This window comes from Alteromonas sp. V450 (genome assembly GCF_001885075.1).
Lineage (GTDB): Bacteria > Pseudomonadota > Gammaproteobacteria > Enterobacterales > Alteromonadaceae > Alteromonas.
The window spans coordinates 4,175,583-4,192,413 of the sequence record NZ_MODU01000004.1 but is presented as its reverse complement, the minus strand read 5'-3'; the positions used below and the strand labels follow the sequence as shown (position 1 = coordinate 4,192,413).

Sequence of the window (16,831 nt, the reverse complement as noted above, 5' to 3'; positions counted from 1 at the left end):
AACAGCGCGCGAAAACTACATTATGTAGACTATTATTTTTACCTAAGAGAACGCTATGAAAGGACACTACAGAAATATATTGTGTGTTTTGAGTGATTCGCATCGACAGGATGACACCGTTGCTCAAGCATTGCACATTGCTAAATCGCATCAGGCGTCGCTTACTATCATGCTTTCACTAGAATCACTGCCTCCTAATGCAAGTATGGTAATGGAATCTTTTTCGTATGTTGATTCTCAACAAACGATGGAAACACAAGCCAAACATTGGTTAGCAGAACAAGCACAAGGCTGGGGACAATCTTACTCAGTTTCAACAGAAGTGACGGTAGGCCAACCACTTATTGATATTGTGAGCTACGTGCTTGAGAACAATATTGACCTCGTGATCAAGCGTGCTGAGGAAAGCTTCCTTGATAAACTGTTTGGCAGTTTAGATATGCGGCTTTTCAGAAAGTGTCCTTGTCCTGTATGGGTGATTAATCACAAGCCTCGCAGTCAGTATAAAAACGTAGTTGCTGCACTTGACCTTAATTATCACTATCCACAGCACGAAGTGTCTGTGCGCAGAGATCTCAATAGAGACATTCTACGACACGCTAGTCAAATAGCGTTGTTGGAGTTTGCGCAACTGCATATTGTGCATGTGTTTGATGCGGTTCCAGAAAATATAGCAAGAGACGGTTTTATCTCAGTCGACAATGACAGAATGGAAACAGATTTAGCAAAAATTCACGCTGAGCGAGAAACCGAACTAGACAGATTACTTAGTGAGTTATCGAATGAACTTGATGAAGACGTCATCGATTATCTTAAACCACAACAGCATATTGTTCACGGCTACCCGCGCAGGGAAATAGCGGCAACAGCCACTTCACTAGACACTGACATTGTAGTTATGGGTACTGTGGCAAGACTCGGTGTACCAGGCTTTATAATGGGCGGAACAGCAGAAGAAACCATTCACCAATTGCAGTGCGCCGTGGTGGGTGTGAAGCCAAGAGGGTTTGAAACCCCTATATCGGTAAAAAAATAACTGCGGTACAAAGTAAAAAACCGCGTTTTGCTGGCGCAAAACGCGGTTTTCTTTTACAAATTAATTACGCTACACCGAATGCCGCTTTCAATATATAGAAGAAAATAATCGAAAGAATTGCACCTGCTGGCAGTGTAACAATCCAAGATACAACGATATTTCTAACAATACCTAGATTTAGTGCCGACACACCACGAGCTAATCCAACACCTAACACGGCCCCTACTAGGGTTTGCGTTGTTGAAATAGGTAAGCCCGTACCTGAGGCAATAACAACGGTGCAAGCCGCCGCGAGTTCTGCTGCAAAACCTCGGCTTGGCGTTAAATGCGTAATACCTTGACCAATTGTTTTAATAACTCGATGTCCAAACAAGGCTAGGCCAGCAACAATACCCAAGCCACCGAGCGGAAGGATCCACGGTGCTAATGTTGTACTGGAGTTAATGGCGCCTCCGCTGCTGACAACACTTACAACGGCTGCTAGCGGTCCAATAGCATTCGCTACGTCGTTCGAACCATGGGCAAACGCCATGCAGCATGCCGTAACCACCATTAGCAATGCAAATACCTTTTCAACATTCGCAGCCTGAAGATCAGCGTCTTCAGAGCCACTAAATTTCATACGCCCTATGAACCATTTGCCCAACAGCGCTAACAGCACAGCTATAGCGATAGCAAGTAAATAGCCGTTTGTGGCGCTTAGTTCAAGACCAACATGCTTCAGCCCTTTTTTGATGGTCACAAGTGACATTACAAAGCCCGCAAGCGCCATGTAAAACGGCACGTAGCGTTTGGCGTTTTCAAACGGAGACGAGGTTTGAAATATTAGCTTATGCGCACTCATAAAGATGAAATATGCAATAATGCCCGATATCGCTGGTGTAACTACCCAACTGCCAACAATCCCGCCGACTTTATCCCACGCAACGGCATCCATGCTTACACCTGTTGCGGTGAAGCCGATTATCGCACCAATAATTGAGTGAGTTGTAGAGACAGGCCATCCAAGCCATGACGCAACAGCAAGCCAAATACCGGCTGCAAGTAACGACGAGATCATACCAAGTACTAAGTATTCTGGTATGTCTACAAAGAATGATGAGTCGATAATCCCTTTTCGAATAGTTGAGGTTACTTCGCCACCCGCAAGGTAAGCGCCAGCAAACTCGAATATCATTGCGATAACAATCGCTTGTTTTATAGTTAAAGCTTTAGAACCTACAGACGTACCCATTGCGTTGGCAACGTCATTCGCTCCAATACCCCATGCCATGACGAAGCCTACGCCAGCGGCAAGAAGAATAAGAATTAGGCCATAACTTTCAAAAAATTCCACGGATAATCGCTCCCGAGCTAAACGCGATTTAGGCTGGATGCTACACGACGTTGTAGCACGCTCTCTTCACCACTGTGGTGAGAGAATAAAGTTAAAGACAAATTGTGTTTTATCATAAGGTTCGATTAAATTTTGCACGATCTGTTCTTGGCTGCGGCGCATGATAACGTAATCGTCTTCGAAGCCATAGAGAAAATCATCGAAAAACGATAAAAGTATGCGGAATTATTTGAAAGCGATGATAAAACCACCAAATATTGCACTTTTATGACAAATAAATTTCGTAAACACTCACTATAATCGTCAACTATAGAAAATTACCCTGACCAACTGGACAAGATCACGTCAAATCTTCAAGCTTCTGCTGAATATTTTCAAGTGGGGTATGACGAACATCAGTGCCTCGTGTTAAATAAACAACATACTCACAAACATTTTTACATCTATCGCCAATTCTCTCTAGCGAACGTAATGCCCAGAGCACATCAAGCCAGTCTTGCATACCTTCTGGGCTTTTCTCCATTTCTGATGTGGTATACGAGAGCAACCGCTTATATTCACTGTCTATTCGGTTATCTTGGTCATAAACATCAAGTGCTGCCGTCTCATCTTGACGAGCAAACGCGTCAAATGTACCGCGCATCATCGCCGCTACGCGCTCTCCAATAAGCAACATGCTACTTCTTATTGTGTCTGAGGCAGGGAGCTTATTTCTTGTCACCAGCTTGGCAATACGTTCAATTTCGTCCCCCATTCGCTCAATATCAGTAATGGCTTTTGAGATGGTCATGATCAAACGCAAATCACTCGCCGTGGGATGACGCTTAGCGATAATACGTAAACACTCTTCGTCAATTTGCACTTCCATTGAATTGATTTTGAGATCGTTTAGCACCACCTTTTCGGCAAGCGCGGCATGATTATGCTTTACCGCTTTGAGTGTATCCGTTAACTGTTGCTCTACTTCTCCTCCCATGGTCAACACCGAATTTCTAAGATTCTCCAATTCGATATTAAACGTACCCGAGATGTGCGTATTAAGTGCAACTTGACGCATAGCAATGTCCTCTGGTTATTCTTCTGCGCTCGTTAATTTATCCATAACGCCCGGTAATATAGTCTTCTGTCTGTTTTTTATCAGGCATAGTGAACAAGGTATCGCTATCGGCGTATTCCACCAGCTTACCTTGATGAAAAAAAGCAGTGTAATCACTAACGCGTGCCGCCTGCTGCATGTTGTGCGTAACGATAATAATAGTGCATTGTTTTTTTAACGAGTCCATAAGCTCTTCAATGAACAACGTGGTAAGCGGGTCTAACGCAGATGTCGGCTCATCAAGGAGTAATATTTCAGGCTTAAGGGCTAGCGCCCTTGCAATCACAAGTCTTTGCTGTTGTCCACCAGACAACACATGCGCAGACTCAAATAGTCTGTCTTTCACTTCATCCCAAAGTGCTGCTTGTTTAAGTGCACTTTCAACGGCGTCGTCAAGATGACGACGCACTTTAACGCCCTGAAGTTTTAACCCGTAGCATACGTTTTCATAAATGCTCATTGGAAACGGGTTAGGTCGCTGAAACACCATCCCAACCTTAGTGCGCAGTCTAGAAACATTGACTTTCCGACTATTTATGTCACGTCCATCAATAACGATTTCACCGGTATAACGACAACCGTCATGTAAGTCATTAAGTCGATTAAAGCAGTTAATAAGCGTCGACTTACCGCACCCACTTTGCCCGATGAGTGCTGTAATTTTATTTTTTGGTATACGCATGCTGATATCATTTAGCACATGCTTGTTGCCAAACCACAAATTCAACTGCTTTACGTCCACCGCAGTTTGCTCTTCACTTATATCATTGACGTTTAACGTGTTGTGCTCGAACAACTTCAACATGGGTAAGACACCTTTATTATCCTTTAAGGTAGCGCTTGCGCAGACGCGTTCGTAGCAAGACAGCCAGAATATTGAGTACGAAAACGACGACAAGTAATAACAAGCACGCAGCAAACATCATACTTGCACTCTTAGCATCCGTTTGACTATGGAAAGCGCCGTCGTAGATCAAAACGCCTAAATGCATGAATTGCCGATCTAAATGCAGAAACGGGAACTCGCCATCTATAGGCAAGGCAGGCGCAAATTTTACTGCACCAACCAACATAAGCGGAGCGACTTCGCCAGCCGCTCTCGCTATTGCTAAAATAACCCCTGTCATAATTCCGGGAGAAGCAATAGGAATTACCGTGCGTACAATCGTTTCTATTTTAGTTGCTCCTAAGGCGTAACTTCCTGCTTTTAACCCCTCTGGAACGCGTCTCAAGCCCTCCTCGGTCGCTACAATAACAATGGGTAACGTTAAAATTGCCATTGTTAGCGCTGCCCAAAACACGCCAGGGCTTCCCATAGTAGGGGCAGGAAGCGTATCGCTGAAGAACAATTCATCTAAGTTGCCACCTAGGGTATAAACAAAAAAGCCTAACCCAAAGACTCCATAAACAATTGAAGGCACGCCTGCCATGTTGCTAACGCTAACTCGAATAACTGTTGTTAACGCTGTATTAGGGGCATATTCACTCAGGTATATTGCAGCAAGCACACCAAAAGGCGTCACAATTATTGTCATCAAAAATACCATCAAAACGGTTCCAAAGAGTGCAGGAAAAACACCGCCTGATGTATTGGCCTGTTTAGGGGAATCGCTTAAAAAGACCCCTATTCCGCTGACAGCAACCTGCCACTTTTCAAACGTTGTTAACCGGCTAACAAAGTCGAGGTCTTGAATGCTTGATATGGGGATAGAAAAAGATATGCCATCGGCAAAGCGCACTTGGAGCTGGTATTCTGCTCTTCTGTTTTCTAGTGCCAACACTTCCTGCTGATAGCGTTTGAACGATGTAACAAGTTTTTCTCGTGCTGGCGCATCAACCGCTACGTTGCGTTTATCAAATTGAGAAAGCGCTTCATGAATAGGCGCTAGTTGTGCCTCGTTTAATGCTTCGATTTGCGCAGTAATTGATGTTACTTCACTCATAACATCCGCAAGTTCTGACAGATCGTGAAACTTCTCATCAGGTAAAACGATGTGCTGCGGAACCGCAAGAATACGCCGGCCATCATTAAGCTTAATTTCTGCGCTATCTATGGCTAACTGCTTTGATACAATATGCGCTTTAGACAAGAGCAACTGCGACCCATAGGGATGTTGGCTATCTGCGTATTTTAAAATTATCTCGTCTTCAGCATTATCAAAATAGTTCGCTAGCACTGTCTCGACAGCACCGTCACCGCTTTTAAACTCAACGTTGTAAATGCGTTCTGGCCAGAAGTACGATGTTCCTCTAAATCCTATAAGCAACAACACGCTCACTAGCGCAATCAACAAAAGGCTTGTAAAAAACGCGGTTAGACTGATTATCAAAGACTGCCGCTGAACGGTATTCAGACCAACAAAAGAACGATTACCCATTGAAGGTTTTGCTCCTTATTTTTTGTCTAACAAGCTCAGCAACGGTATTCACTAAAAAGGTAAATAAAAACAGAATACAGGCGGTAAAAAACAGAATTTGATAATGAGCCGAGGACGCATCAGCTTCGGGAAGTTCGATAGCCAAGTTAGCTGTCAACGCTCGCAAGCCCTCTATAAGCCCCCAACTTGATATCGGTGTATTCCCTGTCACCATTAAAACAATCATTGTCTCACCAAAAGCCCGACCAAACCCGAGCATGATGGCTGCAACTATGCCAGGAAGAGCAACGTGAAGCACTACATGCATTAGCGTTTGAAGTCGCGTAGCGCCCAACGCAAAAGAGGCATGCTTTAAATCATTGGGCACACCGTTAATGGCGTCTTCTGCTAATGAATAGATACTTGGTGAAATAGCAACCCCCAAAGCAAGTGCCACAACGATCGTGGTTTTGCCAATTGGGCTATTTGACTCCGATGCCAGCAAAGTAAAACCGTCGACCCCTAAAATGGAAAATACAATAGACGGAGCAAACACCACACTTACATACCCAAGAATGAACGCGCCGCCTATTGCAAATAAGAGTTCAGCCCCGTGTCGAAAGCGCTTTGGCAGTTTTTCGGCAATGGGACGTTGCACTACAGAAACGGCAATTAGTATGAAGGGAATAACGATAAGAAAAAATGCAAAAGAAAACAAAAACTGCTCAGCTTTTGGCGATAACCATATCGCCGCAATAAACCCTATAAGTACGCTAGGAATAGCTTCAAGTAGTTCGATAGCGGGTTTTATCACGTTACGAAGTTTATTTTTGGCAAAATAAGCCGTATATACCGCAGCACCAATGGCTACCGGGATTGCAATTAATAGCGCTAATAATGAGGCTTTTACACTGCCTATTATTAAGGGCGTTAAGCTAAACTTTGCTTCTTGATAATCAGAAGCACTGGTGGTTTGCCATACGGTTTCTCTTGTTTCATAACCTTCGTAATGCTGAGGTTCAAACAGTGATGACCAGGTTGTAATACCGCTAAGGTGCTCTCCTTGCCAGATGCTTAAGGTGTCGCGACTTGTACCGTAAAGCTTATCTCCGAACCACGTAAGCTCTGTTGCAGAGTTTTTTAGTGATTCTGTTTTAACCACATCACCTGATACACGATTGACCAATAGCATTTTTTGCATTTGACTTTGCTCAGGCCCTGCTACGTGCTTGCCAACCAAAATTGCTAATACATTCATACTGGCATGTTCAGCAACATCAACCACATGTTCATTTTTTGCTAACGCAACCTGATAAGTTTGCTCAAAAGTGAGCCCCTTTGTCCCTCTGCTTAATACCCAGCGAGTTAACAGTCCATCCGATTGATTAAAGAGAAAAAACGCACGATGCTTTTCCAATGGAAAAATAGCGATTGCGCCGGGCTCTTGCGAAACATTACCCACTATGGGCGTGATCGTCTCCCCAGTATCGCGAAGCCTTTTAAGAAAAAGTGCGTTGCCGCGCTGGAAAAGCATATTTTCACTTCCAGGCAGCAAAGTTAATCTATCAACATTATGTAGAACTTTATCGATAACTTGCGTGGGGCGCTCGCGATTTACCCACCGTACAAAAACGTGCTCGTTACGCTCTATGGCAACTACAACCCACTGCGTCGACAAGGCAAAACTCCATTTTTCCCTTTTGGCCCATTGGTCTGTGGGCAAACTGAAACTTGACGCGCCATTACCCAATGTATCGTTCAGTTCAGCGCCATCGCCCATTGGCTTATTGATACCACTTAATGGCACTGTTCTTACCGGCAGAACGCGCACCTGACCTTTTGGCGATACATCTACAATATAATTTTCGCCCATAACGCTGTGGCTTATTAACTCATGTTCGCACGGACGAATGTACTCATGGTGGCTTTGCAGCGCGCTTCCCTTGTTATTGTCGTTTTGTAGTAATTGAAGCGAAATGCGGCAATTTTCTGCTTTAACCAGCAATGGCTGTCCGTTAATAACATCCCCGGCACTAATTATTGGCTCGCCGCGAGGCGCAGATAGCGTAGTGAGATGTTTTAAAGAAGGGATATACGCTAGGGGGAGTGCCTGACTTATAAGGTGCGTTATTAAAATAACGAGAGTCAAAAGCACCAAACCGCCAAAGCCAGCTATCACTAACCGTGCCCATTTATCTGTACGCAAACGCTTTTTAGTGATGCTGTTGCTTATGAAACTCATGCTTATAATTCTTATCTACTGAATTGCTTGTTTTTTATGAGATTAAGATCAAAATTGCACTGGTGAGCAGTGTAAGTTTTGTTATGCTAATAGCAAGTGAAAGTTTTTACTCAAGCACCACGAACTTTTCGTCTATGGTATTACCCAAAAGAAAGACGATCAAAGCATTTCTCTCGTCGCCCACAAAGGAGCTACACATGCAGTCATTGGTTATAAGTATTATGGGTAAAGATAAGCCGGGTTTGGTAGACACGCTTGCTAAGTGCATATACAAGCATCAAGGAAGCTGGCAGGGCTCGAGCTTCGCACACATGGCAGGCATGTTTACCGGCTTCGTTGAGGTTCACGTGTCTGAAGAACATCAACAACACCTCATCAATGCGCTGGATGCTTTGAAGGACTTGTCTGTACAATCAGTGAGTGCCACTAAAGACATAACAACGAATACGACAAAATTAACAGTTGATGTTATGGGTAATGACAAAACCGGTATCGTTCAGGAACTTACTTCGGTTTTAAACCAATTTAACCTAAATATTCTCACTTTTTCATCTCACTGTGAAAGCGCGCCAAACTGGGGAAGTTTGATCTTCAAGGCAAAAGCAGAAATAGCGGTTTCTGAGGATTTTGACGACGATGCCCTGCAAAGAGCATTAGAGTCCCTTGCCAACGACCTTGTCGTGGATATCTCTGCTAATCGCGATTAACCCGCGTTTGCCGAATTGAAAGGGTGGGTTTACCTTGTGTTCACCTTGTCCTGACACTTGAGTTTTAGCGGCTTGTCACAGAAGTGTCACTGACTAGTGGCACTCTTTGAGCCATTTTATAAACGTAAATTGAGACATTATGGATAACGACGTTTTATATTATCCCAAAGAGCTTAGCTGGCTTGCATTTAACGAACGCGTACTGCAAGAGGCCGCTGACAAGAATAACCCCGCTGTAGAGCGAATTCGCTTTCTTGGTATTTACTCCAACAACCTTGATGAGTTCTATCGCGTTCGCGCCGCAGACGTAAAGCGTCAGATTACCATTGCCCAAAATGACGGTAATGAAGAAGAAGCTGAACGACAAACCGTGCTTATGGCACAAATCCAGAAGAAAGTGGTTCAACTCTCTGAAAAATTTGATCAAATTCACAAAGACGTGGTTAAGGCACTCGCCCGCTATAACATACATATTTTGCGAAAAGACGATTTAGATGACTATCAAAAGCAGTGGGTTAGAAACTACTTCATAAATAAAGCCCTTCGACATATTGCGCCTATTCTGATAGACAAAAAGACAGACTTGCTTAGCCGATTAAACGGCAATTCAGTCTATCTTTATGTGGCACTGCGACGCACTGAGCGTAACCCCAAATTTGCGGTCATTCAGGTGCCCACATCTGAAATGTCACGGTTCATGCTTATTCCGCCTCAGAAAAGCCGTAAAAAGAAAAATATCATTATGCTAGATGACATGATTCAACTGTGTATAGAAGATATTTTTCGCGGTTTTGTAAAGTTTGATGAAATTGAAGCTTTCTCATTTAAAATGACCCGAGATGCAGAATATTCAATCAATGAAGAAATTGATGAAAGTTTTGTAGAAAAGATGTCTGAAAGTATGAAGCAGCGTTTGATAGCAGAGCCTGTTCGGGTCATTTATGATAATGATATGCCGCAAGATATGCAGCAAGACCTACGCAAGCGTTTAAAAATCACTAAACTCGATACCATGCATGCCGCAGGACATTACCGCAATTTTAAAGATTTCATAGGCTTTCCTAACGTAGGGCGCGAGTATCTCGAGCACGCCCCGCTTCCAGCCATTGACAGTAATGCTTTTTCTAAACATAACACTGTTTTCGATGCCATAACCGCTGGTGATATCTTATTGTACTACCCTTATCACCGCTTCTTGCATTTTACTGAATTTGTAAGACAAGCGGCATTTGATCCTAACGTAAAAGCGATCCGCATTAATATTTATCGCGTTGCGAGCAATTCCAGGATCGTTAATTCACTGATAGATGCAGTCGACAATGGAAAGAAAGTAACCGTTGTTGTGGAGCTTCGCGCACGTTTTGACGAAGAAGCCAACATAGAATGGTCGAAACGTATGACCGATGCAGGTATACGTGTAGTGCTAGGTGTGCCTACCCTTAAAATTCACTCTAAGCTGTGTATTGTTACGCGTGAAGAGCGAGGAAGTTTAATTAATTACGCGCATTTCGGTACAGGTAACTTTAACGAGAAAACAGCGAAAATTTATACCGACTACAGCTTATTCACCCGCAATCAAGAACTGGCCGATGAAGGTGTAGCGGTATTTGATCTTATCCAATACCCGTACCGCCGCTACAAGTTCCAGCATTTGCAAATATCGCCATTAAACGCCAGAACCAAAATTCAGTCGCTCATTAGACAAGAGATTCAACATCTGAATCAAGGTCAAAAGGCTCAAATCACGTTCAAAATTAATAACCTTGTTGATAAGGAATTAATTGATGATTTGTATCGTGCAAGTCAAGCGGGAGTGAAAATTCGCGGGATAGTGCGCGGTATGTGTTCACTGAACCCTGGGTTGAAAGGCATCAGTGAGAACATAGAGATAATCTCAATTGTTGACAGGTTTCTAGAGCATCCAAGGGTGATGATTTTTGAAGGTGGCGGCGAGAGAAAAGTTTATATTTCATCTGCAGACTGGATGACTCGAAATATGGATAACCGCATTGAAGTTGGCTGCCCGGTTTATGACAAAGGGCTTCAACAACGCATTGTTGATATCATGGAACTGCAGTTTAAAGATACCCTGAAAGCGCGAGTCATTGACAAGGATCAGAGCAACAAGTACGTTCAAAGGGGAAATCGTAAAAAGCTTCGTTCTCAAATAGAAATTTATGGCTATTTAAAGAAGTTAGAAGACACATTGTAGGATAAAAAATTAGTACATGACCCAACACGAATCAGTTTTTAATGACGTGGAAACCCGCGAAGTCAACAAAGTTGCAGCACTCGACATTGGCTCAAATAGTTTTCACCTAGTTGTTGCCCGCATTGTGGCCGGGTCTGTGCAAATTCTGCATAGGGTAAAGCAAAAAGTGCGCTTGGCTGAGGGGCTCAGCGACGACGATATCTTATCAGATGAGGCAATGGAGCGCGGGCTTGCTATGCTTAAGGTAGTAGCAGAAAGCCTTAAAGGTTTCGAACCAGATTCTGTTCGCATTGTTGCTACCCATACACTGCGAAAAGCGCGAAATGCTAGAGACTTCATTAACGCAGCCAAGCACATTCTTCCCTACCCTATCGAGGTCATATCGGGCGTAGAAGAAGCGCGACTCATTTATTCCGGTGTAGCACATACCAATCATGCCGACGGCCAACAGTTGGTCATTGACATCGGCGGAGGATCCACCGAATTTGTTATTGGAGAAGGATTTACGCCGCTATTATGCCGTAGCTTACAGATGGGATGCGTCAGCTACACCAAGCGTTTTTTCCCCGATGGAGAGTTGAAATCGAAAGCCTTTCAGCGAGCAATCACTGCAGCGGCACAAGAGCTCGAACTGATTGACAATAAATATCGCCGTCTTGGCTGGGTGCAGTGTATAGGTACGTCGGGTACCATCCGCTCACTGTTTACACTATGTCAGCAAGACCGCTCAAATGGTCACGATACCCCAGTGACACTTAAGCGTTTACGACACTTGATGAAACAGTTCGTGAATGCAGGTCATATCGATAAACTCGACTACCCAGACCTTAGTGAAGACCGCAGAGTTGTTATTGCTGGCGGCCTTGCTATTTTGATTGCCGCATTTAAAGCCCTAGAAATCGAAGGATTAGTCTACTCCCCAGCCGCGTTGCGCGAGGGCGTACTGTATCAAATGGAAGATGAGTTGCACCACGCAGATATTCGCGGAAGAACGGCAAGCAGCTTAGCAACACGCTACGACGTTGATACCTCACAAGCGACGATGGTATTAAATACAACGCTAACACTTTACAGTGAGGCTGAAAGCGCCTGGAAGCTTCGCGGAAAGGACTTTAAAAGTATGCTTGGCTGGGCGGCTTTGCTGCACGAAGTAGGTATGCAAATTAACTCTCGTGGTATTCAAAAACACAGTGCTTACATACTAGCCAATGTTGACATGCCTGGTTTTACCCAAGAGCAGCAGCTATTGTTGGCGACCTTAGTGCGTTTTCATCGCAAAAAAATCCGCACAAGTGAATTACCAGGTTTTAACCTGTTTGATGAGCAAGCTATAAAACGTCTCATCGCATTATTGCGGTTGGGCGTATTGCTTAATATCAAGCGTCAAGAAGGGTTTGTTCCTGACCTTATTATTGAGGTGGAGCAAAATGAGTTGCGGATTACGTTCCCTGACGGGTGGCTAGACGAAAAACCAATTATTTCTGCAGATCTACTTAGAGAAAGTCAGTATTGGAAAGCCTTAGCACTGAAACTGACTATATTCCCAGACATCACACAGCTGCATCAAATCGAAAGTTAAACTGCTCACCGCTCGCGACGGCACTGTTTGTAGAAACCAAAAGAGCAAGTATGAAAAAACTTGCTCTTTTGGCCACGACATTATTCCTAATATAAGACCGTGTCAGAAATGCTTACTCAAAGGGCGCGTTTAAAATGCCCGTGTTGTTTGCTGTGTCACCTTGAGGTAAAACCACAATACCTAAGGTAACACCCTGCGATTACAAACATTTTACGTATGCTTGGTGAGTAATTATCTAGCCGTATCAGCATTAAGTGCTTTGTCATCATATTTCTTGAACCAGGCCAGAATATTTTCAATTTTAGCCACCATTCGAGAAGGCTTTGATGCAATTCCGTGTGATGAACCTGGTACTTTTACTAATACACTGTCGACTTTTTGAAGTTTAAGTGCTTGATAAAATTGCTCGGTTTCCGACATTGGTGTGCGCTTGTCCTCTACTCCCGTGATTAGCATGGTTGGCGTTGTAACATTCCCTACTAGCGATAGCGGGGAGCGCTTCCAATAGTGCTCAACGTTATCCCAAGGTTTACCAGGAAACTGAAACGGAATTTGGTATAGCCCAGAATCAGCAGTCAGTACTTTCGACAACCAGTTAATAACAGGTTTAGCAACCACTGCTGCTTTAAATCGATTAGTCAGACCAATAGCGTAAGCAGAAGCAATCCCCCCTGCTGAACCACCTGTAATAAATAAGCGCTCTGGATCGGCTATCCCTTTTTCAATCAGGGTATCAACGCCTGACATGTGATCAGAAAAGTCATATTCTGAGCTGTACTTTCCTTGCAACAGTAACGCAAAGCGTTCGCCATAACCGGTGCTGCCTCTGTGGTTATCGTAAAACACCACATAACCTTCTGCTGCCATGCGCTGAAGCTCAGCAGTAAAAACGGGACCATAAGCTAGGTTTGGCCCGCCATGGATTTCCAGAATAAGTGGGTACTTTTTTGCGCTATCATAGTTTGGCGGTAGAATATACCAGCCTTGGATTTCTTCGCCATCAATAGAAGATTGATAAACAATTTCTTTCACCTCACCAAGTTGCTTATGACCTAAAACGTCTTCATTGAGTGCCGTTAGCTGACGCTCTTTGCCCGCGGTAACGAACAAATCGGCGGGTCGATCGGTCCGTCCTTTAGTGTACGCCACAACATCGCCAACTGCATGATAGGTTGCAAACACATAAGGACGCCCTAGTGTTGTTCCACCTAAACCACCGGCTACCGTCTTCACTTTGCCCGACAAAGACACTTCATTTACCTGCGCTAAACCGCGAACCGACTGCTGAAAATAGATACGTTTGTTGTCTTTCCAGTGAAAATTAGACACAGAGTTATCTATGTCTTGTGTTAAGTTTTGAGCGCCGCTCCCGTCACTTTTCATTACATACAGATAGCTATTTTTGTACATCACCTTTTCATCATCGCGATGTGCATAAGCAATATGTTTACCGTCAGGCGACACCACGGGCGATGACTCAAGGCCTTTCTCGTTAGTCAGCTGTGTGATATTCCCTTTCATATCAACTGAATATATATCTCCCTCAACAGGTTCATACTCCCAGTTATCACTGCGATTTGCAGAAAAGAAAATCTTATCCCCATTAGGAGAAAAGCTTAGACTGCCATTGTGATGGTAATTACCTGAAGTGAGTTGGCGGGCCGTACCACCGTCTGACGGCACCACGAAAATATGGGTATAAGCGGGTTCTAGCACGCCTCGTCCGTCTGCTTGATAGCGTGCTTTGGTGATGTATTGAAAGCTTGGAGACCACTTAGCACCGTCTGGCTTTTTGGGCATTTTAACATCGAGCGGCTTTTCCTTTGCGTCCACGCTCATTGTAAATGCAATATGTTTACCATCAGGAGACCAAGTAATGTTGCTTGGGTTTGAAGTGACATTTGTTACGAGTGCCGTTTGCCCTGTATCCATCCAACGCACATACAATTGCGGTTTACCTTCTTCGTTAGAAAGGTAGGCCAAACGGCTGCCGTCTGGTGACCAGCGAATAGAATAGTAACTCTTTTTCGATGAAAGTAAGGGGCGGTGTGACTTCCCATCAACCGATGCTAGCCAGACGTTCGCTCTACTACTGTCCGACATGATGTCGTTTGAACGACGCACGTACGCAATAGTTCTCCCGTTTGGTGACACCTGAACTTCGCTCACGTATTCCAAATCGAAAATATCTTCTGCCTTAAAAAAGTGACGCGTATCGTCAACGCCAGATTGCGCCGCAGCCATAACGTAAATAGGGAAGGCCAAAAGTCCGAGGCAACACAAGAAAGTCCATAACCCCTGCCTATACCCATTTGTAGGGAGGCCATCATTCTGATTAGCAATCATAATTTACCTTAACATTATTGTTTTTGATTATTTCTAAGCCCTAGATTTATATATTACTGGATAAATTCTGCGCATCTTCTCAAAGCGGTGAAGCGCCCTGTGCAAACGATTAATCACACCAAATTAAAACTAAATCACTAAAATTTCATCCAATGTATAGTTGCATCATCTATTCGCGGTGCTACCGTTTAAATACAACTCATTGTTGATATTGTTATATGAATCGTCCACATGGAGAGTTTGAGTCAAGTACTAATGGCCACGTGTTATTTTTTTCTGCGAGAGGGCCGTGGAATGAAGAAACACTTAGGAATGGGGTAATGAAGTTATCGGAAGATATTTCCAGATTTCCTCATGATACTCGCTGGGCACAAATTAGCTGCTTATATGGCGAAAGCTTAATGCCACCTTCTGCTTTCAATATTTTTGTAAAACACACGCGTATTCGCAAGGCGCGTGGTTTATCGTTTCTCGCCGTTGTTATCTTAGATACCGATATAATGCTTACTACAAAACAGCAAGTTTCTGATTGTTATGAAGCAGCTGATGTGCCTTTTCAATTTTATGAATCAGTAGATTTGGCATTAGACGCGTTACGCGAAAAAGGGTATAGCTTTGACAAAGCAGAGGCCCAACGGTTCTTTGAGCGGTTTGACTTTTCAGCGTGATGAAAAAGAGAGCGCGCTTTGCACTCTCTTTTTTATGCGTTTTTAGACCAACATTAGGCTTTTGACGCTTGATAAATACCTTCAATGGCCTCGTCAAGCGTTGCATCAAACTCTTCTTGAGATTGTTTGGCAGACACGCCTTGCGTCAAGGCGCGAGAGAAGCTTGCAATCATACCTTGGTTTTCCGCTAACTTAGCATTCGCCTCTTCACGACTATAGCCGCCAGAAAGCGCAACCACTTTAAGTACGCGAGGGTGGTCTACAAGCTCTTTATAGAAATTAGCTTCTGTGGGCAGCGTTAGCTTGAGCATCACTTCCTGGCCTTCGTTTAGAAGGTTTAGCTGCGTTAGGATCTCTAATTTAAGAAGCGCCTCAGCTTCAGCTTTTTGCGGGCTGTGTATGTCAACCTCTGGCTCGATAATAGGAACAAGGCCAGCGGCTAAAATCTGTTTGCCCACTTCAAATTGCTGAGCAACAACATCTTTAATGCCTTGATGGTTCGCAAGCTTAACAACGCTGCGCATCTTAGTACCAAATACATCTTGCGCTACTGCTTTGGCAAGTAGTGCATCAAGACCTGGCATTGGCTTCATTACCTGCACGCCATTGCTTTCTTCTGCCAACCCTTTATCCACTTTTAAAAAAGGAATAACACGCTTTTTCTGCCACAAAAAATGGGCAGAAGACATACCTTCAATTTCTCTATCAAGGGTATTTTCAAACAAAATTGCGCCAAGAACGCGCTCGCCGCTAAAAGGGGTGCTGGTGATAATACGCGTACGCATTTCGTGAACAAGGTTGAACATCTCTTCGTCTGAGCTGTATTCAGACTCTTCAATGCCATATAAGCGCAACGCTTTAGGGGTACTACCGCCGCTTTGATCTAACGCTGCAATAAAACCGGTTTGCGTCTTCAGTTTATCCAGCATTGCCTGCTGAGCTTGTGATGCCATTGCAACACTCCTTTTGTGTGTTACTGCCTTAACAGGCAGGTGTAGGGTTTATTGTTATACCAATCTTATTAAAGACCTGTTTTTCTCAGACACGGAAGTTCAGTATCTTAAGTAAACATGTCTGTAATAAACGTGGTATTTATGCCTGCGCACGTCACTGTATCGCAGGTGTAATCGTTTCCGATCAAATCGTCACGCTCAAAAAGTGCTGTTACTGAGCGTGACGCGTTTTGGGGTAACATTTGTACTAGGCCTTCGCTTGCGTGAGCTTATACGGGCTCGCAAGCGCTATACGACGC

At 43.9% G+C, this 16,831-nt stretch carries 12 protein-coding genes; 5 read left to right on the top strand and 7 right to left on the bottom strand.

Annotated features, from left to right (window positions below):
- Nucleotides 1-55 precede the first annotated feature (55 nt).
- Nucleotides 56-1,036, top strand: coding sequence for a universal stress protein (locus BK026_RS18515; protein WP_071817257.1), 981 nt, complete (start codon nucleotides 56-58; stop codon nucleotides 1,034-1,036).
- A gap of 64 nt (nucleotides 1,037-1,100) precedes the next feature.
- Here the strand turns inward: BK026_RS18515 and BK026_RS18510 are convergent, their stop codons facing one another.
- The 5 genes from BK026_RS18510 to BK026_RS18490 all read right to left on the bottom strand — a co-directional run bounded on the left by BK026_RS18510 (nucleotide 1,101) and on the right by BK026_RS18490 (nucleotide 8,067).
- Nucleotides 1,101-2,372: an inorganic phosphate transporter gene (locus BK026_RS18510; RefSeq protein WP_071817256.1), complete on the bottom strand. Its 1,272-nt coding sequence runs from the start codon at nucleotides 2,370-2,372 to the stop codon at nucleotides 1,101-1,103.
- Between the two features lie 340 nt (nucleotides 2,373-2,712).
- Nucleotides 2,713-3,429: a phosphate signaling complex protein PhoU gene (phoU, locus tag BK026_RS18505; protein WP_071817255.1), complete on the bottom strand. Its 717-nt coding sequence runs from the start codon at nucleotides 3,427-3,429 to the stop codon at nucleotides 2,713-2,715.
- Between the two features lie 37 nt (nucleotides 3,430-3,466).
- Nucleotides 3,467-4,273 carry a phosphate ABC transporter ATP-binding protein PstB gene (gene pstB, locus BK026_RS18500; RefSeq protein WP_071817254.1) on the bottom strand — a complete coding sequence of 269 codons (807 nt, stop codon included), beginning with the start codon at nucleotides 4,271-4,273 and terminating at the stop codon, nucleotides 3,467-3,469.
- A 16-nt stretch (nucleotides 4,274-4,289) separates the two neighbouring features.
- Entirely contained in the window at nucleotides 4,290-5,846 is a 1,557-nt protein-coding gene (gene pstA / locus BK026_RS18495; protein WP_071817253.1) for a phosphate ABC transporter permease PstA, read from the bottom strand.
- A complete protein-coding gene (locus BK026_RS18490) occupies nucleotides 5,839-8,067 on the bottom strand; it encodes an ABC transporter permease subunit (protein WP_071817252.1) in 2,229 nt (742 codons plus the stop codon). Before BK026_RS18490 ends, pstA begins: the two co-directional genes overlap by 8 nt.
- A 197-nt stretch (nucleotides 8,068-8,264) precedes the next feature.
- Here BK026_RS18490 and BK026_RS18485 point away from each other — a divergent pair, with 197 nt between their 5' ends.
- The 3 genes from BK026_RS18485 (at nucleotide 8,265) to ppx (ending at nucleotide 12,565) form a co-directional block, all read left to right on the top strand.
- Nucleotides 8,265-8,774 carry a glycine cleavage system protein R gene (locus BK026_RS18485; protein ID WP_071817773.1) on the top strand — a complete coding sequence of 170 codons (510 nt, stop codon included), beginning with the start codon at nucleotides 8,265-8,267 and terminating at the stop codon, nucleotides 8,772-8,774.
- Nucleotides 8,775-8,913: 139 nt separating this feature from the next.
- Nucleotides 8,914-10,986 carry a polyphosphate kinase 1 gene (gene ppk1, locus BK026_RS18480; protein WP_071817251.1) on the top strand — a complete coding sequence of 691 codons (2,073 nt, stop codon included), beginning with the start codon at nucleotides 8,914-8,916 and terminating at the stop codon, nucleotides 10,984-10,986.
- A gap of 16 nt (nucleotides 10,987-11,002) precedes the next feature.
- Nucleotides 11,003-12,565: an exopolyphosphatase gene (gene ppx, locus BK026_RS18475; RefSeq protein ID WP_071817250.1), complete on the top strand. Its 1,563-nt coding sequence runs from the start codon at nucleotides 11,003-11,005 to the stop codon at nucleotides 12,563-12,565.
- A gap of 231 nt (nucleotides 12,566-12,796) precedes the next feature.
- Here ppx and BK026_RS18470 read toward each other — a convergent pair whose 3' ends face one another.
- Entirely contained in the window at nucleotides 12,797-14,809 is a 2,013-nt protein-coding gene (locus BK026_RS18470) for a S9 family peptidase (protein WP_143142170.1), read from the bottom strand.
- Nucleotides 14,810-15,231: 422 nt separating this feature from the next.
- On the opposite strand from BK026_RS18470, the gene BK026_RS18465 reads away from it, so the two are divergent.
- Nucleotides 15,232-15,579 carry a hypothetical protein gene (locus BK026_RS18465; RefSeq protein WP_256253904.1) on the top strand — a complete coding sequence of 116 codons (348 nt, stop codon included), beginning with the start codon at nucleotides 15,232-15,234 and terminating at the stop codon, nucleotides 15,577-15,579.
- Nucleotides 15,580-15,632: 53 nt separating this feature from the next.
- On the opposite strand, the gene BK026_RS18460 is transcribed toward BK026_RS18465, so the two are convergent.
- Nucleotides 15,633-16,532: a fructose bisphosphate aldolase gene (locus BK026_RS18460; RefSeq protein ID WP_071817247.1), complete on the bottom strand. Its 900-nt coding sequence runs from the start codon at nucleotides 16,530-16,532 to the stop codon at nucleotides 15,633-15,635.
- Nucleotides 16,533-16,831 lie beyond the last annotated feature (299 nt).